Source organism: Bacillus cereus group sp. MYBK108-1, assembly GCF_051917185.1.
Lineage (GTDB): Bacteria > Bacillota > Bacilli > Bacillales > Bacillaceae_G > Bacillus_A > Bacillus_A cereus.
In genome coordinates this window covers 53995-78149 of the sequence record NZ_JBQAHZ010000020.1, presented here as the reverse complement: position 1 = coordinate 78149, position 24155 = coordinate 53995, and the positions used below count along the sequence as shown (strand labels likewise).

The following is a 24155-nucleotide window of genomic DNA, read 5'->3' as shown; positions in this document are numbered from 1 at the left end:
CCTGTACTATTCATCTATTTTCAAAAATTTAACCTGAGTGCTAATGACTAGATAGATTCCGTTCTGTTTCTTTTTTTCATAAATTTATAGATTAATATACCACCTACAATAATAACTACGACCACTAATATCGGTAACATATATTGCCCAACAACATCCGCTGCTTTTTCCCAATGTGGACCTAATTTCATTCCAAAATAAACATACAAAGTCGTTAACGGGAACATTGCTACAAATGTATATATGCTAAATTTCCATATGTTCATTTTCGCCATACCACATGGAACAGAAATAAGCGTTCGAACTCCTGGCACAAAGCGTCCAACAAATGCTACAACCGGTCCATATTTCTCAAAGAAATCATCTGCTTTTTGAATTTGTTCTTCTTTAATGAAGAAGTATTTCCCGTATTTTATTAATAGAGGACGACCACCGTAATAACCGAGTGCATATAACGTTAAAGGTCCTGTCGTTCCGCCGAGGGTTCCGGCTAATACAGCAAGCCAAAAATTCATATCTCCCTCGTACACCCAATAACCAACCATGGGCAAAACTACTTCTGCTGGAATAAATTCAAACGTTAATGCTAACACAACTCCAAAATAAGAAAATTGCTTTAAAAACTCGATTATATCTAAAATAATTTGCTCCATATTTTCTACCCCAACTCCTATCCTACGTTTACGTTATGCTTTTCTTGTAATTGAACCGGCGCCATTTTTACAATTCGGTTCAAAATAAATAATACAATTCCAATATCATCTAAAATACCGATAAACGGTAAGAAGTCTGGAATTAAATCGAGCGGCATCGCAACATAACCAACTAAAAACGCAATAGATAAAATTTTCTTCTTTATTGAAACCTCTTTTGAAGTGAAAAAGTCAAATAGGAATGGAACAAATCGGCGAACATGAAATACAACTCTTAATCTACTAATAAGTTTTTTCATTTTTATATCTCCTCTCTTTGTATACAAAAAGGCCCCTACCAAACATGGTAAGGGTCCTAAAAAAGACAATAAGGGGCCTTTACCATTGCTGGTAAAGGTCTCACTAACAACGAAACGTTGCCAATAAAGCCGAGGGTTTCTCCCTGTAATGACGACTTTACTGTAATAAGTTACTCCCCTTTATATACACAATTTTATACAATCACATTAAAATATTTTGAAGGGCTTGTCAATATATTTTATATCCCACATCCTCCTGCTTAACATTCCGTAAAAACAAAAAACGTATAGGAAATTTCTTACTATCTCATAATATACATAATCATTTTTGAATGAAAGGAGAGGCTTCATTTGCATACCGTATGGAAAGGTGCCCTTTCACTTGGACTATTAAATATAGGAATCAAACTATACAGTGCCGTAGAAGAAAACGATATAAAATTTTTAAGTCTTCATAAAGAATGCTTAACACCTATTAAATATAAAAAATTTGCTCCTGATTGTACGGATGAAGAAATTGATGATAAAGATATTGTAAAAGCCTATGAATACGCACCTCATAAGTACATTATTATGGATGAAAAAGAATTAGCTGAGTTGCAAAAAGCTCACGAACCAAGATCTATTCGTATTATATCTTTTATCCAAAATAACGAAATTGATTCTGTTCTCTACGATCGTTCTTATTTTATAGGCCCTACCTCAGGACATGAAAAATCATATTTATTATTAAAAGAAGCACTTGAACGTACGAATAAACTTGGTCTTATCCATATTTCCATTAGAAAAAAACAACATTTAGCTATTATCCGTAACTTTGAAGATGGGCTTATATTACAAACTATTCACTACCCTAATGAAATTCGCGATATAACAAATACACCTAACTTACCAAGTAACGAAAATTATCCGATTCAAAAACAAGAACTCACAGCAGCAATCAATTTAATCCACCATCTTACAAATCCTTTTGAACAAGAGATGTATACAGATGAGTATAAAGAAGCCCTTACCGAACTAATCGAAAACAAAATTGAACAACAGGAAAAAACCGAAACAATCTCTCCAACTCCAAACATCATCAATATTATGGAGACATTACAGGCAAGTATTGAACAAGCAAAAATAAAAAGAGAAAATAAAGCAGAAAAAGAGGCCAAATAAAATTGACCTCTTTTTTCTTTAAAGCGGATTACATTTTGGCATCTCAAGTCCAGACGATTGTGCTAATTTTAATAAGTAATAACATTCTTCTCTTGCCATATGATCCGCCATTCTAGCAGATAATGCACTTAATATTTCATTCGATAACTCCAGCTCTTCGACCTCATGGAGAAAATGCGAAAATAATTTTAACTCAAGTGAAACATCTTTTGTAAACTTCTTTAATGCAGGAAAATGATGAAGCTCTGTGCGTAAATACCCCGTCATTTCAACTGCCTTTAAGTAAAATTGTTCAAAGTGCTTCGTAAATTCTTCGCTTTTCTCTTTTAATCTTTTTTCAACAAGATCTAATCCACCAGAAATAGACCCTGCATGGCCAGCCGCATCCGTTAACCAAACGAGATGATAATGTAATTCATGAAAAACAGGCGGAACTTCTCCTTTATTTAAAAATTCTAACACTGTTATATACTCTTCTACTTCGTTTACCATATGATTGATGAAAGTTGGCGTAAAATGAATAGTGATTTTTCCCTCGAGTTGTTTCTGTATAATACTTAATTTAAACGTTCGTATTTCCTTTGCGGCTCGTTCTGCCTCTTTTGAAAACGCAATGAGATTCACATTACGAACTTTATTTAACAGATTCGTAAATGTTTCAACAAAATAAGTGGCCTTTTTTATATCCTCTTTTTCCTTCGGAGCTAATGCATCAAGTAAAAATTGCGAATGATCAGTAAGCACCTTTAGCCAAAATTGATGCTCAAACAATGCACTTTCTTCATAATTCCTCTCCACTAAATCCCCTCCGTTTATTCGTCCTTCTCTATCACTTGAATTTTATATCCATCTGGGTCTTGTACTACAATACTCTTCTCACTTTTGTTTTCTGTATATGCAATTTTATAAAACACTAACCTCTTCTTTAAGTTCTCTATGTTAGAAATTGAAAACATTAGTACATCAACCGAATCCGTAACACTCTTCTCACGCCCACCCAAACTACGATTCATTACAAAACTAACTCTCATTGAATCAGCATCATACCAAACCCCTGTTACATCTAATTGGGGTCTTTCTAAACTAGGCTTGATTCCTAAAATCCCTTCATAAAAATACAAAGTTTCCTTTAAGTTTTTCACTTCCAATACAATGAATTGTTTCACATTCTCCACATTCATTCCCCCCGTACCTATTACTTTTTTATATGTGTCATAAAGGCCTATTATGTCTGAATACAATACGTAGTGATGAAGAATATAGGGAGGTTTATTAATGGATAAATATATGAAATCATATGTGCCATATCATAGTCCTCAAGATCCTTGTCCTCCTATTGGTAAAAAATATTACTCTACCCCTCCTAATTTATATTTAGGTTTTCAACCGCCAAATTTACCACAATTCTCACCGAAAGAAGCACTACAAAAAGGAACCTTATGGCCTATCTTTTATGATTATTACGAAAATCCTTATAAAAAAGGGCGGTGACTACTGACGTGAACCAGCCACTACCAGAAGAGTATTATCGACTTTTAGAGAATCTCCAAGAATTAGACTTTGTATTAGTTGAACTAACCCTTTACTTAGACACCCACCCAGACGATACAGCAGCTATTAACCAATTTAATGATTTTTCCTATAAACGAAGAGTATTAAAACAACAGATGGAAGAAAAATATGGACCGCTTCAACAGTATGGAAATAGCTATTCTAATGCCCCTTGGGAATGGAGCAAAGGTCCTTGGCCATGGCAAATATAAAGGAGAGAAACTATGTGGATTTATGAAAAAAAATTACAATACCCTGTTAAAGTAGGAACTTGTAATCCAGCACTTGCAAAATTATTAATTGAGCAATACGGTGGTGCAGATGGAGAATTAGCTGCTGCACTACGTTACTTAAATCAGCGTTATACAATCCCGGATAAAGTCATTGGCCTCCTTACCGATATTGGTACAGAAGAATTTGCGCATCTTGAAATGATTGCTACGATGGTTTATAAGCTGACAAAAGATGCGACTCCTGAACAGATGAAGGCAGCTGGTCTCGACCCTCATTACGTCGATCATGACAGCGCACTTCATTACCATAACGCAGCTGGTGTTCCATTTACTGCAACCTATATACAAGCTAAAGGTGATCCAATTGCCGACCTATACGAAGATATTGCGGCTGAAGAAAAAGCGCGTGCCACATATCAATGGCTTATCAACCAATCTGACGATCCCGACATAAATGACAGCTTACGCTTTTTACGCGAACGAGAAATTGTCCATTCACAACGCTTCCGAGAAGCCGTTGAAATTTTAAAAGAAGAACGCGATAGAAAAATATATTTTTAATACACATATCCTAGCGATATGTGTTTTTTTACGTTAAAAGTTAAATCCTCCCTATTAAACATACAAATAGTATATTTATTCGATTTAATGCATTATTTTTTAATTTTTTCAAAATTCCCTATTGCTTTCTAGTCATCAGACCTTTAAAATAATAACAGTTACTCGACAAATTATTTGAATTTTCGACAAAAATACTCATTAGGAGGATTTTCTTTATATGCGTACAACTTTGAAACCAGCGCAAATACTTTCGATTAGTTTATTACTATTCGCAGTTTTCTTCGGTGCTGGTAATATGATTTTCCCGCCCCTTCTTGGTCTTTCTTCCGGAGAAAATATGTGGGTTTCCATTACAGGGTTTATTATTACAGACGTCGGTTTATCTTTACTTGCTATCGTTGCTGTTGCCCTTGCTGGTGGTAGTTTTAACACTTTAGCGAGCCGTGTTCATCCAAAATTCGCAGCAGTATTCGCTATCATTATTTATCTTTCAATCGGCCCACTATTTGTTATTCCACGAACTGGATCTGTATCTTATGAAATTGGGATTGCACCACTTTTCCCAGATCAATGGTATTCTATGTTAGTTTTTAGTGCGATTTTCTTTACAGTCGTTTACTTCTTATCATTAAATCCATCCAAGCTAGTAGATCATATCGGTAAAATATTAACGCCAATTTTACTTGTAATTATTGCAATTATGGCAACAAAAGCGATTCTTTCACCAGGAACGTTTGCAGAGCCTATCGGTGACTATAAAGACATCCCGTTTTTCAAAGGATTTCTTGAAGGATTTTTAACGTTAGATGCAATTGGCGCTCTCGTACTATCAACAATTGTTGTAAATGCAATTCGTCAAAACGGTATACAAGAGAAGAAATCTATCGCGAAATATACAATCATTTGCGGAAGTATCGCTGCTCTATTCTTAACAATTGTTTACTTCTTACTCGGTTATATCGGAGCTTCAAACGGAAACTTGGGACAATTCGAGAACGGTGGTCAACTATTAGCAACTGTTATGTACCAATTCTTTGGGACAAGCGGTAATGTTTTATTAAGTATCGCCATTATCTTCGCTTGTTTAACAACAGCAATTGGTGTTGTAAGTGCATTCGCCAACTATTTCGCAACAGTATTAACAAATGTTTCTTACAAAAAGCTCGTACTATACGTTTGTATCTTTAGTTTCGTTATTTCAAACTTAGGATTAAGCTTATTAATTAAAATCACACTACCTGTATTAATTATTTTGTACCCAATTACAATCATTTTAATTTTCGTATCATTTATCGATAAATATACGAAACGTAAACCTTCTGTCTACATCGGAGCAATGATCGCAGCATTCATTATTAGCTGTATTCATGCACTCGATAATGTGGGAATGATACCAAGTTTTATCGCTAATATCGTACACACGATTCCTTTTTATAACTTAGGAATCGGCTGGATCGTTCCAGCAATAATTGGTGGTATAATCGGATACTTTATTCCGCAAACAGAAGCTGAAGGTGAAGTTTCTGCAAAGTAAAAAGAAGCAAGCATGAAATCCATGCTTGCTTCTTTTTCTCTTCACATCGTATGTTTAAACGTAAACAACTCTTCCTTTGACTGTACAGCAGATTGTTCCTCTTCTACAACTTCCTTCTTTATCTCTCCCCCTAATCGAACTTTCAACATCGCCTCTTCTAGACTTTTTACAATCATATTTCCTGAAAAAATGGTAAGCCCGAAAAATGTAATTGGGACGAGAGGAATCCATGGATGCACTGTTAAAGATCTAAAATAGACTCCAATTAGCCCTGACCATTCATGTGTGTAAGATTCTATTTCTTCTATCGGTCCTAAAAACTTAACCGTTCCGCCAAAGAATATTTCTAGTAACCCTAAGTGCAGTAAAATAGTAAGAGTCTGCGTAAACTGCTGAAAAAATACAAGTATAAACGTCATATAAAGGTGCGGGAAAAGATGCTTTATAACAATATGTCTTCTCGATCCACCTAATATGCGTGCGGCATCAACAAATTCCTCCGTTCGCAATTTACGAACTTCCTTCGCAACATACAGTGCAATAACTGGCATTACAAGCATTACAAGTAAGACAACTTGAAACGAAGCCCTTTCAAAAAAGGTTGTTGTTTCCTCTCCACTTCCAAATGTACTTGCAAATTGAAGAAAAAAGTACGCAATCATAACTGTCGGAATAACTGTAAAACTATCAAAAAAAGCCTCAATTTTTGAAAAACCTCTTTTTACATATGTTCCAAGTACAACACCAAAGAACACACCTATTACCATTCTAAGTGCCGCAATTAAAATAGATATACCAATCGTCCACTTCGCACCCTCAATGACTAAATGTAACAGGTCATACCCTTTCCGATCTGTCCCAAGTAAAAATTGTAATGAAGGTGAAAAAGGTGGCACTTGTGGATTTTCATCCGCATCATATTGCAATGTAACTTGTCTAATATGCCCATCATTCCATAACGTATTTCCGATGCTCAAAAGAACTAATAGGAGAAGAAACCCAATGCTTATCCAAAATCTTTTATCACGTTTTATATACGTCCACATATTATAATCTCTCCTTCATCGCAGCCGGAATGAGATAATGAAACAATTTAAATAAAATAAAAATCGGAATATATATAAGAAGCACACTAACGATGAAAACCTCAACTCTAATACCAAAATAAGATTTCAAAAACATAAAAATACCACCCGTATTAAAAATCCATTCTATAATATATAAATTAGATAACATAAAAAAGATATTCGTTTTCGCAAAGAATAATGTACTAAGCAACACATTTCGTAAAATATGACGATTTAAAATATGAAAGCGCCCCAGCCCTTTCGCCTTAGCAAATAGTACATAATCTTTTTCTAGTTCATTTTCAAAACGAAGCACGACCATTTTTACAAACATAATCGTAGTCGGGATGCTCAAACAAAGTATCGGCAATCCTCTAATTGACTCGCCTCCAATTGAAGCAATTTGAAAAGGTAAAAAACCTGTTTGTTTAAAAAACCATATAACTAAAATTTGTGATACTAAAATAAGAAGGATATCTGGAATAGATTCTAGGAAGATAAGAAATGATTTAATTCGATGTTGTATACGCGGTGAACTACTCATAATTACATAAACAATACAAAATGCTACAAATAATGAAATAAAAAAAGCAGCTAAAAAAATAATAATCGTTTCTTTATAATGGACGAACAGCTGCGGAAATAAAAATTTACCTTTCACATATTGCAAATTGGAAATATCCATTAAGTTCACAAACACTTCTTTTAAACTCTGTATGTACTTTGATACATCCAGCTTAAATCCATAAAACAATTTCGGCAGAGCCCCTAACATAATAATCCCCAAAATCGAAATAATAAATTGAATTGTCACTTCCATCCCATTCAGAAAAACTTTTTTGACCACGTTTTCCCTTCTCTCTCTTTATATTTTACTCTCTAATTTTATTCTTAATTTTCTGAATTGTAAATATTCAAACATAAAAAATCACTAGGTTATGATCCTAGTGATTCTTTATGCGCATGCCTTTCTCTTTTTGCAAACGGCATATACAAAATAAAACACCCAATAAGCGCTGCGAGTTCTAATGAAATAATATAGTAAGGATGCGGTCCTAACATATCGAGTAATGAAGCTGTTTCTGGCTTATGAGCTAAAAACATATAATTACCGCCTGTTTTATAATTCACAAACGAAACAAGCGGAATCAATATGTTTAAAAATATCATCGTACGCTTAATAGATTGCAAGGTCGGTCTATAGCCTTCCACCCAAGTCATAAAGAGTGGTGCCCAAATGAGCAATATATGCGCGATAAAATATTCAATGAAACGAAAATGCGGAAAAGCATACTGCAAGTTTGGCGTTAAAATAGCTTGTGATGCACCAATAATTCCCGTGAAAAATACAATCTCATATATGCGGTAACTTTTCGTTACGATCATAATCGACGCTAATAATAAACTAATCGTACATAATTCAAACGGTAATGAAGTAGCTAGCTCAAAAATCCCCGCTTTCCACTCCCACATATGAAGCCCAATTTCACTACCTATAAATAAAAATGCAATTGCATATCGAACCGTTATATTCCACTCACTTTGACGTAATACATCTTGGTATTGATACAGAAAAAATATCCCCACCAACATAATAAATAATATAAGGGCATGTTGCCTTGAGTATGGAATAAATGCTTTTAATGGGTGTGCGCTAAAATAAGCTTCCATCTTCCTTCCTCCTTTCCTCCATACAATATTATTGTAAGAAAGAAACGACGAGTCAATTCATTTGCTTACACTAGGACAACCTCTACCTTACATTTACATATTCATACCTTACAAAACTGTAAGGTTATTGTAAGCTAAAACGATTTGTCAGATTCTTTACCTCTTCTATACTTAATGTAGATACTAAAACGAACGAAAAGGTGATAAATAGATGAAGAAGAAAAATAAAGTGTTAATTACTAGTGTAGTAGCAATCGGAATTGCAGCTGGATCATACTTTGCATTTGCTGGTGGCGGTTCAGATGTAGCAATGGCATATAGCGGATATAAAGTAACCGAAAAACAAATCCAAAACGCGCAAAAATTTGGTGGCGAAGTTATTCCAAATGGAATTGAAACTATTTCATTCGATCCAACAAAAGGAACATATGAATTAGCTGTGAAAAAAGGCGATGAAGTGAAAAAAGGTCAGCTTCTATTTAAATACAATGATCCGACTGCGAAACAAGGTGTAACAGAAGCAGAAATGCAAAAGAAAATCGCACAAAAAGAAGTAACGTTGCTCCAAAAACAAATTGATGTAGCGAAACAAAAATTACAAAAAGATAAAAATGCAGGCCTTCCTGCTGAAGCATTAAAAGCATCAGAAGCCGAAGTTGGGCAATTAGAATCACAAATTGAAATGAAAAAGTTTGAAGTTGAAAAAGCTGATGAAATGATTAAAGCAGCAAAAGAGAAAGTAAACAATCTTTCTGTAACAAGTCCTGCTGATGGCGTAATTGATGATATCGTAAAAACTGCTGACGAAAAAACAGGTATGAGCGGAATTACTCTTCGTCACGCTGGTCAATTTAAAGTAAAAGGTCAAATTTCTGAATATGAGCTTGCTAGTATGAAAGTTGGGCAAGAAGTAACTGTTTCATCAAAAACTGTCGCTGGTAAGACTTGGACAGGAAAAGTAACAGAAATCGGTTCTACACCATTAAAGAGCATGGATGAAAATAAAACTGTTTCTAACTATCAATTCACTGTCACATTAGATAATAGTGACGAATTACAAAACGGCTTCCACGTTTACGTAACAAGTAAATCTGGCGAAGCAACTGGTACAATTGTTCCGAAAAGCAGTATCGTGAAAAAAGGTGACAAAAATGTTGTCTTCGTTGTAAAAGACGGTAAGGCGAAAGAACAAGCAGTTACTGTTGAATTCGAGACTGATAGCGAAGCAAAAGTTTCTGGAGTGAAAAAAGGAGAGGAAATTATCTCTAAACCTGAAAAAGACTTAAAAGATGGTATGGAGGTTGTCGCCCAGTGATTAACTTAAAAGGCATCACGAAATCCTTCCAAAATGGTGCAGAGTCCGTTCAAATATTACACGGAATTGACGTAACACTGAACCAAGGAGAATTCACTTCAATTATGGGACCTTCTGGTTCTGGTAAATCAACACTAATGAACATTATCGGTTGCTTAGATAAACCGACGACAGGTACGTACGAACTAGCCGGTCAAAATATTTCAAACATGACTGAAACAGAACTTGCACACGTACGTAATAAAGAGATCGGATTCGTATTCCAAAACTTCATGTTATTACCGAGACTTACAGCGCTTCAAAATGTAGAACTACCTCTTATTTACGCTGGAGTCGATAAAAAAGAAAGACGCGAGCGCTCATTAGCCGCTTTAACAAAAGTCGGTTTAGCTGATCGCGCTACTCACTTACCGAACGAATTATCCGGTGGTCAAAAGCAACGTGTCGCCGTTGCCCGCGCAATCGTAAATAACCCGAAATTCATTTTAGCCGATGAACCGACGGGAGCACTTGATACGAAAACAAGTACACAAATTATGGACCTCTTTTACGAATTAAATAAACAAGGCTCAACAATCATTATGATTACCCATGACCGTGAAATCGGGGAAGCTGCAGCACGTCAAATTGTAATTCGTGACGGAAATATCGTCCAAGATTGGAGAGGTTAATTTTGAATACGAGTGAAAATATACGCATGGCCCTTTCCTCTATCTTTGCTCATAAAATGCGTTCTATCTTAACGATGTTAGGTATTATTATCGGTATTAGTGCCATTATTACTATCATTTCAATGGGTGATGGTACAAACGCAAAGTTTAAAAAAGAATTAGGCCAAGGAAAAGATAACGAAGTAACGATTTACTACAACAATCCTGATTACGGAACAGATAGTGCCAAAATCACACCTGATATGCTAAACCGTCTGCAAACTGTACCAGGCGTTAAAGATGTGTATCCAGACGTAAGTATGAAAGTAAAAGCATCTGCTGGTTCAAAAGATGTAAATCTTGATTTAAAAGGTGGAACAGGCGCCTTTATGACAGATTCGAAAATAAAATTAGTTCACGGTCGTGAATTAAATGACAGTGAACTAAATCAAGCAATCCCTGCTGTTATATTAAATGAAGAAGCTTTCAACAAATTATTTAGTAGTGGTTGGGAATCAAATCAATACACAGATATAAAAGGAAAGCCGTATAAAATAGTTGGTGTATACGAAACGAAAAATGACTTTGGAATGCCTATGCCTGAAGGTTATACATCACTTGAAAATGCGCCTGTCATTTCAGGAGTAAATGAGTATGACTCTGTAAGATTAACAATGACCTCTCCGACAGAACGTAAAAGTGTAGAAAAACAAGCTGTTTCTGTCTTAAACGAAATGAAAGCTCCTAAATTTGAGCACAAATTCGAAGCACAAGATTTAGGTGAATTTACGAAACAACTAGACGAATCAATCGGTATGATGAAAATGGTATTCGGTGGTATTGCCGCTATCTCCTTACTTGTTGGTGGTATCGGTGTAATGAACATCATGCTCGTATCTGTAACAGAACGTACACGTGAGATTGGTATTCGTAAAGCACTTGGTGCAACACGTGGTAAAGTATTAACACAATTCTTAATCGAATCTTGTATATTAACAGGACTTGGTGGTTTCATCGGATTCATGCTCGGTATTTTCTTCGCTTGGATCGTCTCAATCTTTGCTGGATGGCCACTCGTTGTCTCAAAAGAACTTGGACTTCTTGCAGTAGGTATCTCAATGTTAATCGGTATTATATTCGGTTTACTGCCAGCTAACAAAGCTGCCAAACTGGATCCAATTGAATGTTTACGATATGAATAAACAAAAACGTAGGAGTTTACACTCCTGCGTTTTTTATTTATCTACTAAATTGAGTTTCTTCTATTATATATGTTTCACGTTACAACTACCATTCTAATACTCTTCATTATTTATAGGTACTAAGGCTATTATCTAATTCTATTATTGCAAAAATACTATGTAATAGACGAAAATCAAGGCGTAATTTTTTCCATACTTCGACTGATTTTGTAACAATTATATCGATATTTTATTAAATTTCACCTCATTTATATATTTTCACGCCTAAAAAGATTATCGTTTCATAACTAAATTTCCATTCAAACAGTAAAATAAGCTGTTTTTGTAACGCTATAGATATCATCAAGAAATATTACTGTAACATTATTAACGTTACAGTAATTGAAATACTACTCATTTTGTGTTTCATATGCCCTAATACGCCAAAAAACAACAAGGAAGCGCTATCAGGATATTTATGGAATTGTTACAGAATATTAATGCCCCGTTACGAAAGCTTTGTAATTTTATGTTTTTCGCAAATAAGAAAATAATGGTTGCTATAATGAGGTCAACGAAAACAAATGCAATGGAGGCTATTATGAAAAAATTTATGGGTATAGCAACAGCAGCGGTTTTTGGTCTTGGGATTTTCACAACATCTGCTAAAGCAGAAACAATCGTAACGACTGACGTACTAAACGTACGAGAAAACCCAACTACTGAATCAAAAGTTGTAGGAAAATTATTAGATGGATATAAAGTAAATGTTTTACATACAGAAAATGGTTGGTCAAAAGTTCAATTGAATAGCGGTAAAGAAGCTTTCATAAGCGCTGACTATACAAAAGACACTTACTACGTAACAGCAAACGTATTAAACATACGTGCTGGAGCAAACACAGACTCAGAGATTCTTGGTAAGTTGAAAAAAGATGATGTAATTGAAACAACACACCAAGTACAAAATGATTGGATTCAATTTGAATATAACGGAAAAACAGCTTATGTTCATGTTCCTTACTTAACAGGTAAAGCACCAGTTAAAGTTCAACCAGTAGCTAAAGTTGAAAAAACGACTACAGTTCAAGATACAGCTAAAGTTCGTGAAGCAGCTAAAGTTCGTGAAGCAGCTAAAGCTCAGGAAGTAGCTGAAACTCAAGCAAAAGCTAAAGCAGTGGAAGCAACTAAAGCTCGCGAAGCAGCTGAAGCTCAAGCAGAAGTTAAAGCTCAAGAAGCGGCTAAAGCTCGTGAAGCAGCTAAGGCTCAAGAAGCGGCTAAAGCTCAGGCAGATGCTGAAGCTCAAGCAGAAGTTAAAGCTCAAGAGGCTGCTAAAGCTCGTGAAGCAGCTAAAGCTCAAGCAGATGCTGAAGCTCAAGCAGCGGCTAAGGCTCAAGAAGCAGCTAAAGCTCGTGAAGCAGCTAAAGCTCAAGAGGCAGCTGAAGCTCGTGAAGCAGCTAAGGCTCAAGAAGCAGCTGAAGCTCGTGAAGCTAAGGCTCAAGAAGCGGCTAAAGCTCAAAAACCAGCTACACAACAACCTGTTGCAAAAGAAACTGAAACAAGTACACCATCATCTTCTCGTGAATTACGTGTTGTAGCAACAGCTTACACAGCAGATCCACTTGAAAATGGTTATAAAGCAGGCGACCAAGTAAAATCAGCTTTAGGCCACAACTTAACAGCTAATCCAAACATGAAACTAATTGCAGTTGATCCAAGTGTCATTCCATTAGGTTCAAAAGTATGGGTTGAAGGTTACGGAGTAGCAATCGCTGGTGATACTGGTGGAGCTATTAAAGGTAATAAAATCGACGTTTTAATGCCAGATAAAGGTTCATCAAGTAGCTGGGGACGTAAAACAGTTACAGTTAAAGTATTAAACTAGTTAGTAAAAAAAGAGCCAGTCTCATCGTTGAGACTGGCTCTTTTTTTACTCTATTAAACTACTGAAAAATAACATAGTAAATGAAATTATATCAACGATTTTTCAAATATATCTATCGTAACCTACAATATATCAACGATTTTTCGAATATATCTATCGTAACTTATAATATATCAACGATTCGACAAGAGATATCGATTTACCGACAAATTTTGACGTTAAAAGTACTTTAATATTAAAAAGGCGGTCCAAAATTTGGAACGCCCCCTATCTTCCCTATTCCACACAAGTAAATTGCGTCCAAGCTCCTACATAATCTAGTAAGAATAACTCCTCTTCCGCAATTGTACCGACGATATTTTTCCGTTCATCTATCGGCATTTCTTTCAGAATGATTTGCAGTTCACCTTTATACTTACCAAATGAATTGTTTCCAATTACAACTTGCCCTCTTTCCTGCAGCACACTTTCACGCACTGGGAAGTCATAATCTTTGTACTTTTTACGTACTTCTGTAGAACGTACCATATACTCTGTTATGTCGCCGCGCCTTACGTGTAATTCTTGCAGCGTAGCTCTCTTCTCTACTTCAGTCGCTTCGTCTACAAAGTGCACTTTTAGCTGTAACATGTAGCGATTTAAGTTTCCTAGTTTCTCTAACTCTTCCTCACTCGCATAAGCATTTCCGATAATGACATCATCAATTAACCCTGTTGCCCATAAATGCTTCGCTTGTACTTCAATTGGTAAATTACGATGCTCTTCTAATGTACATAATCCATCGTTAATATCCCATGGACCGATGTTTGCGACATGTGATGTAATAAAGGCTGCACTGCGAATACCATGCTTTTTAAAGCGTTCACTACAGCGAATGAAATAATCGTATGGAAGACCAGTGAATTTTTGCGGATAAAAATTATGGCAACCAATTAAAGCTGATTTATTCGCTTGATGCGAAAGAATATTTTCTAAGTACGCAATATCGTTACTTACATTTAACTCAATTTTTAAACCGTACGGATTATTCGTCATTTTCGCTTCCGTTAATCCGTCAAAACCTACATCTAAACGAATACCGTCTGCGCCTAATTCTGCGAAAAATGATAGATCGCTATAACTAATACCAAGCTGATCAAACACAGCTGGAGCTACATCTAAAATAACTTCCATATTGTTATCTTTTGCGTGATTGATAATCTCTTTAAATTCAGCTACAATTTCTTCTTTCGGACGATTCACAGATAACAAACAAGTAAATATTCTTGAGAAACCGTGTCGTGCCGCTGCGGAAATATAAGCCATATCTTTTTCTTTCGTTGAATGTTCTGGATAAAGTGAAATTCCTAATTTACGCTCCATGCTTTTGCATCTCCTTCACACGTTGTATTAATGCCATGCTCGTAAATCTATATTTTGCAGATAAACACGTTGCACATAAAATTGTCGGTACAATAATTACGTACGGTGATTGCAATCCTAACATTACATATGCACCCATTGAACAACCGATAAATAAAACTGATACTAGTAGTAACACTAATAAAGATTTACTTTGTACCCATTTCGAATAATGGGCAATACACTGTCCGACCACGAATGTAATTAAGATGATAATTGCTCCGAGCATTCTGTTTTCTCCTCTCCTGCTAATTGTTGTTTCTCATACATTTTGAAGAATGGATAGTAAATAACGAATGAGATGACAAAGTTAACAAGTACAAGTACACCAGCCATAATTGTCCAGTCCGTACTAATTACCGCTGCAATTGGTGCTAACATCGTAAATGGCAGTTTCGCCATCATAAGTGGAATCATACCTGAAACAACTGCAAAATATGATACTGTCGTTGTCACTAACGGTGTAATAACGAACGGAATAATTAAGATTGGGTTCATTACAATCGGAGCCCCGAAAATAATTGGCTCGTTAATATTGAATAAACCTGGTACGAATGATAATCTACCTAACTCTTTTAGGAACTTAGATTTAGAGAACATAAACATAATTACTAAAGCTAACGTTGAGCCTGATCCGCCAATCCATACGAACCATTGAATGAATTGCTCTGTAAATAAGTTTGGTAACTGATGTGCATTTCCTGTAGCCGTGAATACTTCCATATTTTCAAGAATTGCTGAATCCCACATCGGACGAATAATTGGTCCTAAAATCGCTGGTCCATGTATACCGAATGACCAGAAAAACACGATTAAGAATACTGTTAATAAACCACCGAATAAATTATTTCCTACTAATACTGATTTTAATGGTGCGATTAAATATGTGATCGTTGTATTCACATCAAATTTCAAACCGTAGCGAATGCCCCAGAATAAAAGAATAACTACTAATGTTGGAATTAATGCTGCAAACGAATTTGAAACTGCTGGTGGTACACTGTCTGGTAATTTTATTGAAATATTATGCTTAATCATAAAATGATAAATTTCTACTGCAATTAATGCTGTAACAATTGCGCCGAATAAAGACGTTGCACTTAATGTTCCTACTGAAATATATCTCCCTGCATCAATAACACCTGGTACAGCTTTCGTAATTTGAATTGGTTCAACTGATGCTAGTAAAAAGGCGAGTACAGATAATAACCCTGCACTTAACTGATTGAGCTGATAAAAGTTCGCGAGCGAAGCCCCTACACCGAACGCTGCGTATAATGCCATTAGTCCTACTGTAAATCGGAATGGAATATCTAAAATATGGCGAAACGGTGCAATCCATTCCATATATGCATCAATTGGTAAATTTAAAAAGATAACGAAAAATGATCCGACGATTGTTAACGGTAATGTAGAAATAACACCGTTTCGAATTGCTAATAAATGTCGTTGTCCTGCGATTTTTTGCGTTGTTGGCATAATCTTTTGTTCCATAAAACTCATAAACCCATTCATCAATAGCCCTCCTCTTTCTCTCTACTATAAAAGAATGAAATAAACTTTATAACATTATAATGTTTGTATTTAAAAAAATATAATTATGCTAAAACTAATTGTTCTGCTTGCTTAAGCACCTTCAAACCATCACACATGCCATAATCTCGTTGGTCTATAATCGCAACTGGTATATTGTATGAATTTGCAAGAAACTCTACAGCTGGAAATAAATATTTCACTTGTGGACCAATTAAAACGACATCGGCTTCCTTAATTTCAAGCTTCACTAGTTCTGAATCAACTGCCTTAATTTTATAATTCTTCCCCTGTTTCTTTGCCTCTTCTTGCATTTTTCTTACGACCATACTCGTTGACATACCTGCTGCACAACATAATAAAATGTACATCTTATACGGTCACTTTCTCTTCTACTCGTTTATGAAGAGCAATAAATTCTTCAGCCAGTTCTTTCACTGTAATTGCATTCATTAAATGATCTTGTGCGTGCACCAACAGTAAACTAATTTCTGCATGATTTCCTCTTGCCTCTTCTTGAATTAAATCCGTTTGAATACGATGCGCTGCTGAAATTTCCTCACTAGCAAGTTTCATCTTTTCACCGGCATTCCCGAAATCTCCTTGTCTTGCAAAAGCAATTGCTTCAAGCGCCGCACTTCTCGCATTGCCACCATGTAAAATTAACGCAAATGGAGTTTGCATATCAGCCATTTTAAATTCCCCCAAGCTATATGTTTTCTATATTTCCATCTTATTATGAAAACGCATACAATTAAACATAAAAAACTTCCGTTATGTAACGGAAGTTTTTATATACTTTTTCAAAATGATAATAAAATCTCTTGAAAATCTTCAATTACCTCGGTCTGAGTAAGTTTCTCTATCGTAGTTTGACTAGACATAATATCATATAAAAAATCATAAAGCCTTTGCAAATCTTCATTATTATTGCGCTTTACACTAAATAAAATAATTACTTGTACTTTTTTATCTCCCCAATCAACAGCCTTTTCAAGTGTGCAAAACATCAAAAAAGTTTCCTCACTTAATAACTGCATCGGATGCGGGATTGCAACTGAATTCCCCACCGCTGTCGGAGACGTATTTTCTCTTTCCATAACAGAAGCATAAAAGTTTTCTGGTACATAGCGTTTCTCAGCAGCTTTCTCACATAAAAACTGAATAACATCCTCTTTCGTAGAAGCACTATAATTTAAAAAGATTAAATCTTCCTTAATATAAGGCTGCACACTAGTATTCACATGCGTAAACAACCGCTGACCAATCGATTTAATCTCTTTATCATCAAATATTGAATTCACTTTTATAACTGGAACAGGCAAGCCACTCGGTATATGAATCGTACTAATAATACAATCTATTTTTTCTTTATAAAGATCTTCTACTTTCAATTGATAATAGCCTGTAATACCTACAATCTCTAATTTATCTCGGAACTGTGATAAAATTTTATATTTTAATAGTTGGGCACTTCCTTGACCAGTCGCACAAACTAATAAGCATCTTTTCTTTTGATTTTGCTCCTGCAAACGGCTCATAGCTCCACCGAAGTGAATTGCAATATAACCAATTTCACTTTCAGGGATCGATTCACCCGTATATTCACCAATGATATCTCCAACGAGAACCGCAATTTCAAAAGCATACGGATAATTCTTTTTCACTTCTGCCAAAAGAGGATTTCTCGTATTTAACTTATACTTCAAACGATTTAATAACGTTTTTAAATGAATACCAAATCCAAATAATAATTCTTCATCATAATAAAAAATAAGATTCCGTTCTTCCGCTACTTTAAAAAGAATATGTTGCATAAATGCATATATATCTTTCCCTAATAGCTCTTCTATATTTTCATAGCGATTTCTCGTTGTAACAGCAGTACTTAATAAATGCATCGTCACATATAATACTTCTTCTTCTGGAAATGAAAATTTTAACGCTTTCTCTAAATCTCCTAAAATCTGCTTCGCAATTGTATATTCTTTCTTTATTATAAGTTCTGATTGCTCCGCATGCAGTCCTTTCATATAATGTTGACTTTGACAACGCTTTAATGCGATTGCAATATGAATGACTAAATTATCAATTTCTAAATCAGATAAATATATTGTTCCGCCTTCAATATACTTTAATATAATTGAACGAATGAGTGATATATGCGGTAGCGATAAATATGTCTCCGTCTGCTCAAATTGCTCATGAAACGGAGTATGGTCATAACGCGGTAAACCATATTGTGATAAACAAGAACGAATATTAAATTCCTCTCCAACAATACGTATACCATAATACGGTCTCTTCTCAATTTGTAATTTATAGCGACCACATATATCTGTAACATCTTTCATAATTAAATTGACCGTTGATTTGCTCACATACATCTCTTCCGCTAATTCTGAAAGCTTCACATATCCCTCTGTCATTAAAACACGCTGCAGAATGTACGCTATTCTTTCTTCATAAGAAGTTGGGATCTTTTCCGTCTGTTTTTGAAATAGACTCACACAAAAGTCTTCAAATTTCTTCTTTTGTATAATTTCTAATTCGTACCCAGTCCCTCTTTGCGATTCGATTTTCGCTCCATTTTCTTCCAATATATCATTTAATAATTTTATATCCTTTTGAATCGTCTTCGTCGATACATGTAAACGGCCCGCTAAAAAAGCTCGATTTAACATCGATTTCTCTTCTAAAAATTCCTCTAAAATAGAAATTAATCGCTGATGCACCTTTGTCATAGCTCTTCCTCTCGCTCTTTATATATAAAGGGGGAAAAGCTGCTGAAATCAGTAGTTTTTCCCCTTTATATTCTCTCTATTTCTTTAATGTAAATCCGAATTTATCCCATGCTTGTAAATAGTCTAGTAAGAAAATCTCTTCTTCTACAATTCGACCAACTACATTTGTTTTTCCTGTATTCACCATATCTTTTAATGCAATTTGTAATTCGCCTTTATACTGACCATATTGTTCATTATCAATTAATAAATCCCCACGCTTAATTTCACGCGTATTATGAGGTTTAAACTCTTCTTTTTTATATTTCACACGACTTTGTGTAGAACGAATCATATATTCAGATACATCTCCGCGATAAAAATGTGGTTCGTTTAATACGATAATTCTTTCTAGTTCTGTCGTTGTATCATATATTTCTATATCAAATGTTTGTTTCTCTTTATTTAATGCACCTAGTGCTTGTAATTCTTCTTCTGACGCATATGCGTTTGCAATAATAACATCATCAATTAATTCCGTCGCGAATAAATGTTTCGCCTGTGTTGTCATCGGTAATTCACGATGCTGCTCTAATGTACATAACCCTTCTGTTACTGGCCAAGGTCCATATGTTGCATCAAATGATGAAATAAAAGCAGCCGTTCTCATACCGTAATCTTTAAATTGTTTCGAGCATTTAATGAAATGATCGTATGATAACCCTGAATAACGATGCGGATAAAAATTATGACAACCAATTAAATTTTCACGATTTGGTCTATGACTCATAATGTTATCTACATACTTCGTACCATTGCTCATATTAATCTCAATTTTCAAACCATACGGATTATAAGTCATAATTGATTCTTCTAATCCTGAAAAACCAACATCTAAACGAATACCGTACGCACCCAATTCATGGAAGAATGATAAATCATTATACGAAATACCTAATTGTTCAAAAACAGATGGACTAATATCCACTAATACTTGGAACCCTAATGCATTCGCATGTGAGATCGTTTCTTTAAATTCTTCAATAATTTTCTCTTTTTCTCCATCCACAGATAATAAACATGTGAACACACGTGTAAACCCATATTTACTTGCTAATGTTAAATACTCCTTATCTTTCTCTACTGTTGAATGTTCTGGATAAATAGAAATACCTAATCGTCTCATATGTACACGCCTCTTTCTTCATCATATTGTAAACCTTTTCAAATATATGTAGTGAAAAAGTATATATCCCCTTCTTGTTCACTACTCCTTTGAATCCGCTTTCTTTAAAGAAAAAACAATTTCTATCATTCTTAACACCTACAAGTCTATACATCTATACTTTACATCTTTTTTTCATAGTTGTGTAGCCTTTACACAAATTTGTCAGTTTTTCACCTTAAAAATTGTTATCCGTTTTCAAGACACCTTCCTTGACTGTTGCATTGGCCAATACATATACTCGAAAGAAAAGAGAAAATTTTATATAGGGGATGAATATATGGGAGAAGCAATACTCGTAAAACGAGAACCGTTATGGACAAAAGAGTTTGTTGCTTTAATTTTTGCAAACTTATGTATGTTTTTAGGGTTTCAAATGTTAATTCCAACCTTACCTGTTTATGTGAAAGAAATTGGTGGCACAAGTTCAAATATCGGATTTGTTGTCGGCATGTTTACCGTTGCGGCACTTTTTGTTAGACCGCTAACTGGGAACGCCTTGCAAAAATTCAATAAAAAAATCATTTTAATGATCGGTACTGCTATCTGTTTACTCGCTATGGGCAGTTACCTTTTCGCCTCAACTATTTTTCTCTTGCTTGCTGTTCGTATTTTGCACGGAGCTGGTTTCGGCATTACAACGACTACATATGGAACTGTCGTTTCTGATTTAATTCCCTCAGCTCGCCGCGGAGAAGGCATGGGATATTTTGGTCTTTCTGGAACACTTGCAATGGCCCTCGGTCCACTTATCGGACTATGGCTTATGCAAACATATAACTTCACAATTCTTTTTTTATGTGCATTATCGTGCACAATTGTTTCATTAATATTAACGAAACTACTTCAAATCCAAAAAACGAAACAGCCTCCACAACAATCATCTAGTACTTTTCTCGATGGATTTATTGAGCGTAAAGCTTTACTTCCTTCATTATTAATATTATGTATTACATTAATGTACGGAGGAATCGGAAGTTTTATCACACTATTTGCTACAGAAGTCGGCATAGCTGATATTAGTCTCTTCTTTTTATGTAACGCACTAGCAATCGCTGTGACACGTCCATTCTCTGGAAAGCTATATGATGCGAAAGGCCATACATTCGTCATCATTCCGGGAGTTATTATAACGTTTACAGGTATTATTTTATTGTCGTATACGACGACAATTCCGAGCTTAATTATTGCTGCAGCATGTTACGGAAGTGGTTTTGGAGCGATCCAACCTGCACTACAAGCATGGATGATTGACCGCGTAGCACCGCATCGACGCGGCGTAGCAACTGCTACATTCTTCTCCGCATTTGACCTTGGAATCGGCGCTGGAGCGATTATCTTTGGATTTATTGCTCACTTTACAAACTATGCAACTGTATATCGTTACTCCTCTCTATTACTTATTGCTTTTCTCTTCATTTACATTACAAGCATAAGAAAACAAAAGCATGGCGATAAAAACACGGAAAAAGCTGCTGGATAATTCAGTGGCTTTTTTATCATGTTAAAAGAATTGTTTTCCCTCATTTTGCTGTTCTAAAACTACATGCATTTCCCTACATATTTTTTTACCGTTCATCAAAAAATATACGATGAACTTGCATACGCTTTCCTTGATATTCGACTGAACAACATTATTCTAAAAAGTGTGATTTCTTTACAAAATTAAGATTTATACAAGATAAAAACCAATGAAATGCAGTTGTTTCTTTAAGGGATTGTAAACTTTTATTCCCTTTGTAAATTTAGTGTAAATTTTACTAGCAAACCGTTTACAGTGACTCAAGGTTCAGTTAATAATTACATCGTACATGAAATTTAAGGAGTGGAATGCGTGGAATATAATGTTCAAGATATGATCTTCCAGTTCATTGGTGGATTAGGTATTTTCTTATTCGGGATTAAATACATGGGCGATGGACTGCAACAAGCAGCTGGAGATCGTCTTCGCGATATTCTAGATCGTTTTACAACAAACCCACTTATGGGTGTACTAGCAGGTATGTTAGTTACTGTATTAATCCAATCCAGTTCAGGAACAACCGCTTTAACAGTCGGACTTGTAAGTGCCGGATTTATGACATTAAGACAAGCAATCGGTGTTATTATGGGTGCAAACATCGGTACGACAGTTACTGCATTTATTATCGGAATTAAAATCGGAGAATATGCTCTCCCAGTTATGGCAGTTGGAGCAATCTTACTATTCTTCTTTAAAAATAAAAAAGTACATTCTGTAGGTCAAGTTGTATTCGGTTTTGGTATGTTATTCTTCGGTTTAGAATTAATGAGCGCAGGTATGAAACCTCTTCGTTCTTTAGAATCATTCCAAGAATTAACAGTGAGCATGAGTGATAATCCAATTTTAGGAATTGTTGTCGGTACAGTCTTTACTTTAATTGTACAAAGTTCAAGTGCAACAATCGGTATTTTACAAGAACTATTCGGTCAAGGTGCAATCGATTTACAAGCAGCTCTTCCTGTATTATTCGGTGATAACATCGGTACAACAATTACAGCTGTATTAGCAGCAATCGGTACTTCAATTGCAGCAAGACGTGCAGCATTAGTTCACGTTATCTTTAATATTATCGGTACAATTATCTTTACAATTTTATTAATACCATTTACAAGTTTAATTCAATATTTCCAAACATCATTAAACTTGAATCCAGAAATGACTATTGCATTTGCACACGGAACATTTAACGTAACAAATACAATCATTCAATTCCCGTTCATTGCAGTGTTAGCATGGATTGTAACAAAAATTATTCGTGGTGAAGATGCAGCGATTGACTTCAAACCACAACATTTAAATCCAATCTTTATTGAACAATCTCCAGCCATCGCTTTAACTGAAGCTCAAAAAGAGATTATCCGTATGGCTGAGTTCTCATTACATGGATTAAAAGAAGCAAATCAATTTTTAAATACACAAGACAAAAAACACGCAAACATGGCTACTCAATTAGAAGGAGCTATTAACAATTTAGATAAAAAAATTACCGAGTATTTAGTTTTACTATCAGAAAAGCCACTTTCACCTACGGATTCTGAAAAACATTCTGTTTTAGCAGGTGTTGTTGGAGATATTGAACGTGTCGGTGATCATGTAGAAAATCTTGTAGAACTTGTAGATTTCCAAATTTCAAACCGTGTTTCACTATCAGATGAAGCATTAGCTGAATTAAACGAAATGCTTGAGTTAACAATTTCAACACTGCAAGACTCAGTTGAAGCTTTAACAAACTTCGATACTGAACTAGCTCAAACTGTTATTGCCAAAGAACGCAAAATCGACCAAATGGAACGTGTTCTTCGTAAACGTCACGTATTACGTCTAAACGAACGCAGCTGTTCAGGTGATGCAAGTATCATCTTCGTCGATATGGTAAGTAACTTAGAGCGCATTGGCGATCACGCTGTAAATATCGCTGACGGTGTTTTAGGTGAACAAGGAAAAATTAATCTAAAACAATCATTATAATAAGAAAGAGACGCTAACT

25 protein-coding genes are annotated in these 24155 nt (G+C 35.2%); 11 read left to right on the top strand and 14 right to left on the bottom strand.

Annotation, left to right across the window (positions count from 1 at the left end; translation table 11 throughout):
• Positions 1-47 precede the first annotated feature (47 nt).
• A complete protein-coding gene (locus ACTFSL_RS22770; protein WP_000435023.1) occupies positions 48-653 on the bottom strand; it encodes a DedA family protein in 606 nt (201 codons plus the stop codon).
• Between the two features lie 17 nt (positions 654-670).
• The gene (locus ACTFSL_RS22765) at positions 671-952 is read right to left on the bottom strand and encodes a YkvA family protein (RefSeq protein ID WP_000733844.1); all 282 of its coding nucleotides are present in this window, start codon (positions 950-952) and stop codon (positions 671-673) included.
• Positions 953-1303: 351 nt separating this feature from the next.
• Between ACTFSL_RS22765 and ku the strand changes: the two genes are divergently transcribed.
• Positions 1304-2116: a non-homologous end joining protein Ku gene (ku, locus tag ACTFSL_RS22760; protein WP_000557737.1), complete on the top strand. Its 813-nt coding sequence runs from the start codon at positions 1304-1306 to the stop codon at positions 2114-2116.
• Positions 2117-2134: 18 nt separating this feature from the next.
• Here the strand turns inward: ku and ACTFSL_RS22755 are convergent, their stop codons facing one another.
• Complete coding sequence (locus tag ACTFSL_RS22755) at positions 2135-2914, bottom strand: DUF2935 domain-containing protein (protein WP_000440988.1); 780 nt, start codon at positions 2912-2914, stop codon at positions 2135-2137.
• Between the two features lie 14 nt (positions 2915-2928).
• Positions 2929-3357: a VOC family protein gene (locus ACTFSL_RS22750; RefSeq protein WP_162837398.1), complete on the bottom strand. Its 429-nt coding sequence runs from the start codon at positions 3355-3357 to the stop codon at positions 2929-2931.
• A gap of 34 nt (positions 3358-3391) precedes the next feature.
• Here ACTFSL_RS22750 and ACTFSL_RS22745 point away from each other — a divergent pair, with 34 nt between their 5' ends.
• The 4 genes from ACTFSL_RS22745 (at position 3392) to brnQ2 (ending at position 5995) form a co-directional block, all read left to right on the top strand.
• Positions 3392-3607 carry a spore coat associated protein CotJA gene (locus ACTFSL_RS22745; protein ID WP_000362187.1) on the top strand — a complete coding sequence of 72 codons (216 nt, stop codon included), beginning with the start codon at positions 3392-3394 and terminating at the stop codon, positions 3605-3607.
• An 8-nt stretch (positions 3608-3615) separates the two neighbouring features.
• Positions 3616-3879, top strand: coding sequence for a spore coat protein CotJB (cotJB, locus tag ACTFSL_RS22740; RefSeq protein ID WP_001075543.1), 264 nt, complete (start codon positions 3616-3618; stop codon positions 3877-3879).
• A gap of 12 nt (positions 3880-3891) precedes the next feature.
• Complete coding sequence (cotJC, locus tag ACTFSL_RS22735) at positions 3892-4461, top strand: spore coat protein CotJC (protein ID WP_000265278.1); 570 nt, start codon at positions 3892-3894, stop codon at positions 4459-4461.
• Between the two features lie 217 nt (positions 4462-4678).
• Positions 4679-5995 (top strand): branched-chain amino acid transport system II carrier protein BrnQ2, encoded by a 1317-nt coding sequence (brnQ2, locus tag ACTFSL_RS22730; RefSeq protein ID WP_001260934.1) that lies wholly within the window; start codon positions 4679-4681, stop codon positions 5993-5995.
• Between the two features lie 41 nt (positions 5996-6036).
• On the opposite strand, the gene ACTFSL_RS22725 is transcribed toward brnQ2, so the two are convergent.
• The 3 genes from ACTFSL_RS22725 to ACTFSL_RS22715 form a co-directional block, all read right to left on the bottom strand.
• The gene (locus ACTFSL_RS22725; protein WP_135277480.1) at positions 6037-7041 is read right to left on the bottom strand and encodes an ABC transporter permease; all 1005 of its coding nucleotides are present in this window, start codon (positions 7039-7041) and stop codon (positions 6037-6039) included.
• Between the two features lies 1 nt (position 7042).
• Complete coding sequence (locus ACTFSL_RS22720) at positions 7043-7909, bottom strand: ABC transporter permease subunit (RefSeq protein WP_000239670.1); 867 nt, start codon at positions 7907-7909, stop codon at positions 7043-7045.
• An 89-nt stretch (positions 7910-7998) separates the two neighbouring features.
• Positions 7999-8733 (bottom strand): YwaF family protein, encoded by a 735-nt coding sequence (locus tag ACTFSL_RS22715; RefSeq protein ID WP_135277482.1) that lies wholly within the window; start codon positions 8731-8733, stop codon positions 7999-8001.
• Positions 8734-8944: 211 nt separating this feature from the next.
• On the opposite strand from ACTFSL_RS22715, the gene ACTFSL_RS22710 reads away from it, so the two are divergent.
• The 4 genes from ACTFSL_RS22710 (at position 8945) to entC (ending at position 13764) form a co-directional block, all read left to right on the top strand.
• The gene (locus ACTFSL_RS22710) at positions 8945-10048 is read left to right on the top strand and encodes an efflux RND transporter periplasmic adaptor subunit (RefSeq protein ID WP_000728807.1); all 1104 of its coding nucleotides are present in this window, start codon (positions 8945-8947) and stop codon (positions 10046-10048) included.
• Positions 10045-10719: an ABC transporter ATP-binding protein gene (locus ACTFSL_RS22705; protein WP_000609104.1), complete on the top strand. Its 675-nt coding sequence runs from the start codon at positions 10045-10047 to the stop codon at positions 10717-10719. The genes ACTFSL_RS22710 and ACTFSL_RS22705 overlap by 4 nt, the downstream gene beginning before the upstream one ends.
• Before the next feature lie 26 nt (positions 10720-10745).
• Positions 10746-11900: an ABC transporter permease gene (locus ACTFSL_RS22700; protein ID WP_001986269.1), complete on the top strand. Its 1155-nt coding sequence runs from the start codon at positions 10746-10748 to the stop codon at positions 11898-11900.
• Positions 11901-12357: 457 nt separating this feature from the next.
• A complete protein-coding gene (gene entC / locus ACTFSL_RS22695) occupies positions 12358-13764 on the top strand; it encodes a cell wall-binding protein EntC (protein WP_440042433.1) in 1407 nt (468 codons plus the stop codon).
• 276 nt (positions 13765-14040) lie between these two features.
• Here the strand turns inward: entC and ACTFSL_RS22690 are convergent, their stop codons facing one another.
• The 7 genes from ACTFSL_RS22690 to ACTFSL_RS22660 form a co-directional block, all read right to left on the bottom strand.
• Positions 14041-15126: a DUF871 domain-containing protein gene (locus ACTFSL_RS22690; protein WP_000440054.1), complete on the bottom strand. Its 1086-nt coding sequence runs from the start codon at positions 15124-15126 to the stop codon at positions 14041-14043.
• On the bottom strand, positions 15116-15394 hold the full coding sequence (locus ACTFSL_RS22685; protein WP_000900048.1) for a hypothetical protein: 279 nt from the start codon (positions 15392-15394) through the stop codon (positions 15116-15118). Before ACTFSL_RS22685 ends, ACTFSL_RS22690 begins: the two co-directional genes overlap by 11 nt.
• Positions 15370-16680: a PTS sugar transporter subunit IIC gene (locus ACTFSL_RS22680; protein ID WP_001013060.1), complete on the bottom strand. Its 1311-nt coding sequence runs from the start codon at positions 16678-16680 to the stop codon at positions 15370-15372. Before ACTFSL_RS22680 ends, ACTFSL_RS22685 begins: the two co-directional genes overlap by 25 nt.
• 83 nt (positions 16681-16763) lie before the next feature.
• On the bottom strand, positions 16764-17069 hold the full coding sequence (locus tag ACTFSL_RS22675; protein WP_000275642.1) for a PTS sugar transporter subunit IIB: 306 nt from the start codon (positions 17067-17069) through the stop codon (positions 16764-16766).
• Between the two features lies 1 nt (position 17070).
• Complete coding sequence (locus ACTFSL_RS22670) at positions 17071-17391, bottom strand: PTS lactose/cellobiose transporter subunit IIA (RefSeq protein WP_000774631.1); 321 nt, start codon at positions 17389-17391, stop codon at positions 17071-17073.
• A 110-nt stretch (positions 17392-17501) separates the two neighbouring features.
• Complete coding sequence (locus tag ACTFSL_RS22665; protein ID WP_440042430.1) at positions 17502-19442, bottom strand: BglG family transcription antiterminator; 1941 nt, start codon at positions 19440-19442, stop codon at positions 17502-17504.
• Positions 19443-19518: 76 nt separating this feature from the next.
• Positions 19519-20607: a DUF871 domain-containing protein gene (locus ACTFSL_RS22660; RefSeq protein ID WP_001253349.1), complete on the bottom strand. Its 1089-nt coding sequence runs from the start codon at positions 20605-20607 to the stop codon at positions 19519-19521.
• Between the two features lie 319 nt (positions 20608-20926).
• Here ACTFSL_RS22660 and ACTFSL_RS22655 point away from each other — a divergent pair, with 319 nt between their 5' ends.
• Positions 20927-22129: an MFS transporter gene (locus tag ACTFSL_RS22655; RefSeq protein WP_000503245.1), complete on the top strand. Its 1203-nt coding sequence runs from the start codon at positions 20927-20929 to the stop codon at positions 22127-22129.
• Between the two features lie 351 nt (positions 22130-22480).
• Positions 22481-24136, top strand: coding sequence for a Na/Pi cotransporter family protein (locus ACTFSL_RS22650; protein ID WP_000456278.1), 1656 nt, complete (start codon positions 22481-22483; stop codon positions 24134-24136).
• The last annotated feature ends 19 nt before the right edge of the window (positions 24137-24155 follow it).

Coding starts and splice junctions, on each gene's coding strand:
- ACTFSL_RS22745 (WP_000362187.1), top strand. CDS start 3,392: ATGGATAAATATATGAAATCATATGTGCCATATCATAGTCCTCAAGAT.
- ACTFSL_RS22700 (WP_001986269.1), top strand. CDS start 10,746: ATGGCCCTTTCCTCTATCTTTGCTCATAAAATGCGTTCTATCTTAACG.
- ACTFSL_RS22680 (WP_001013060.1), bottom strand. CDS start 16,680: ATGAATGGGTTTATGAGTTTTATGGAACAAAAGATTATGCCAACAACG.
- ACTFSL_RS22665 (WP_440042430.1), bottom strand. CDS start 19,442: ATGACAAAGGTGCATCAGCGATTAATTTCTATTTTAGAGGAATTTTTA.
- ACTFSL_RS22710 (WP_000728807.1), top strand. CDS start 8,945: ATGAAGAAGAAAAATAAAGTGTTAATTACTAGTGTAGTAGCAATCGGA.
- entC (WP_440042433.1), top strand. CDS start 12,358: ATGGAATTGTTACAGAATATTAATGCCCCGTTACGAAAGCTTTGTAAT.
- ACTFSL_RS22660 (WP_001253349.1), bottom strand. CDS start 20,607: ATGAGACGATTAGGTATTTCTATTTATCCAGAACATTCAACAGTAGAG.
- ACTFSL_RS22685 (WP_000900048.1), bottom strand. CDS start 15,394: ATGCTCGGAGCAATTATCATCTTAATTACATTCGTGGTCGGACAGTGT.
- ACTFSL_RS22655 (WP_000503245.1), top strand. CDS start 20,927: ATGGGAGAAGCAATACTCGTAAAACGAGAACCGTTATGGACAAAAGAG.
- ACTFSL_RS22690 (WP_000440054.1), bottom strand. CDS start 15,126: ATGGAGCGTAAATTAGGAATTTCACTTTATCCAGAACATTCAACGAAA.
- ACTFSL_RS22770 (WP_000435023.1), bottom strand. CDS start 653: ATGGAGCAAATTATTTTAGATATAATCGAGTTTTTAAAGCAATTTTCT.
- ACTFSL_RS22725 (WP_135277480.1), bottom strand. CDS start 7,041: ATGTGGACGTATATAAAACGTGATAAAAGATTTTGGATAAGCATTGGG.
- cotJC (WP_000265278.1), top strand. CDS start 3,892: ATGTGGATTTATGAAAAAAAATTACAATACCCTGTTAAAGTAGGAACT.
- ACTFSL_RS22715 (WP_135277482.1), bottom strand. CDS start 8,733: ATGGAAGCTTATTTTAGCGCACACCCATTAAAAGCATTTATTCCATAC.
- brnQ2 (WP_001260934.1), top strand. CDS start 4,679: ATGCGTACAACTTTGAAACCAGCGCAAATACTTTCGATTAGTTTATTA.
- ACTFSL_RS22670 (WP_000774631.1), bottom strand. CDS start 17,391: ATGGCTGATATGCAAACTCCATTTGCGTTAATTTTACATGGTGGCAAT.
- ACTFSL_RS22675 (WP_000275642.1), bottom strand. CDS start 17,069: ATGTACATTTTATTATGTTGTGCAGCAGGTATGTCAACGAGTATGGTC.
- ACTFSL_RS22765 (WP_000733844.1), bottom strand. CDS start 952: ATGAAAAAACTTATTAGTAGATTAAGAGTTGTATTTCATGTTCGCCGA.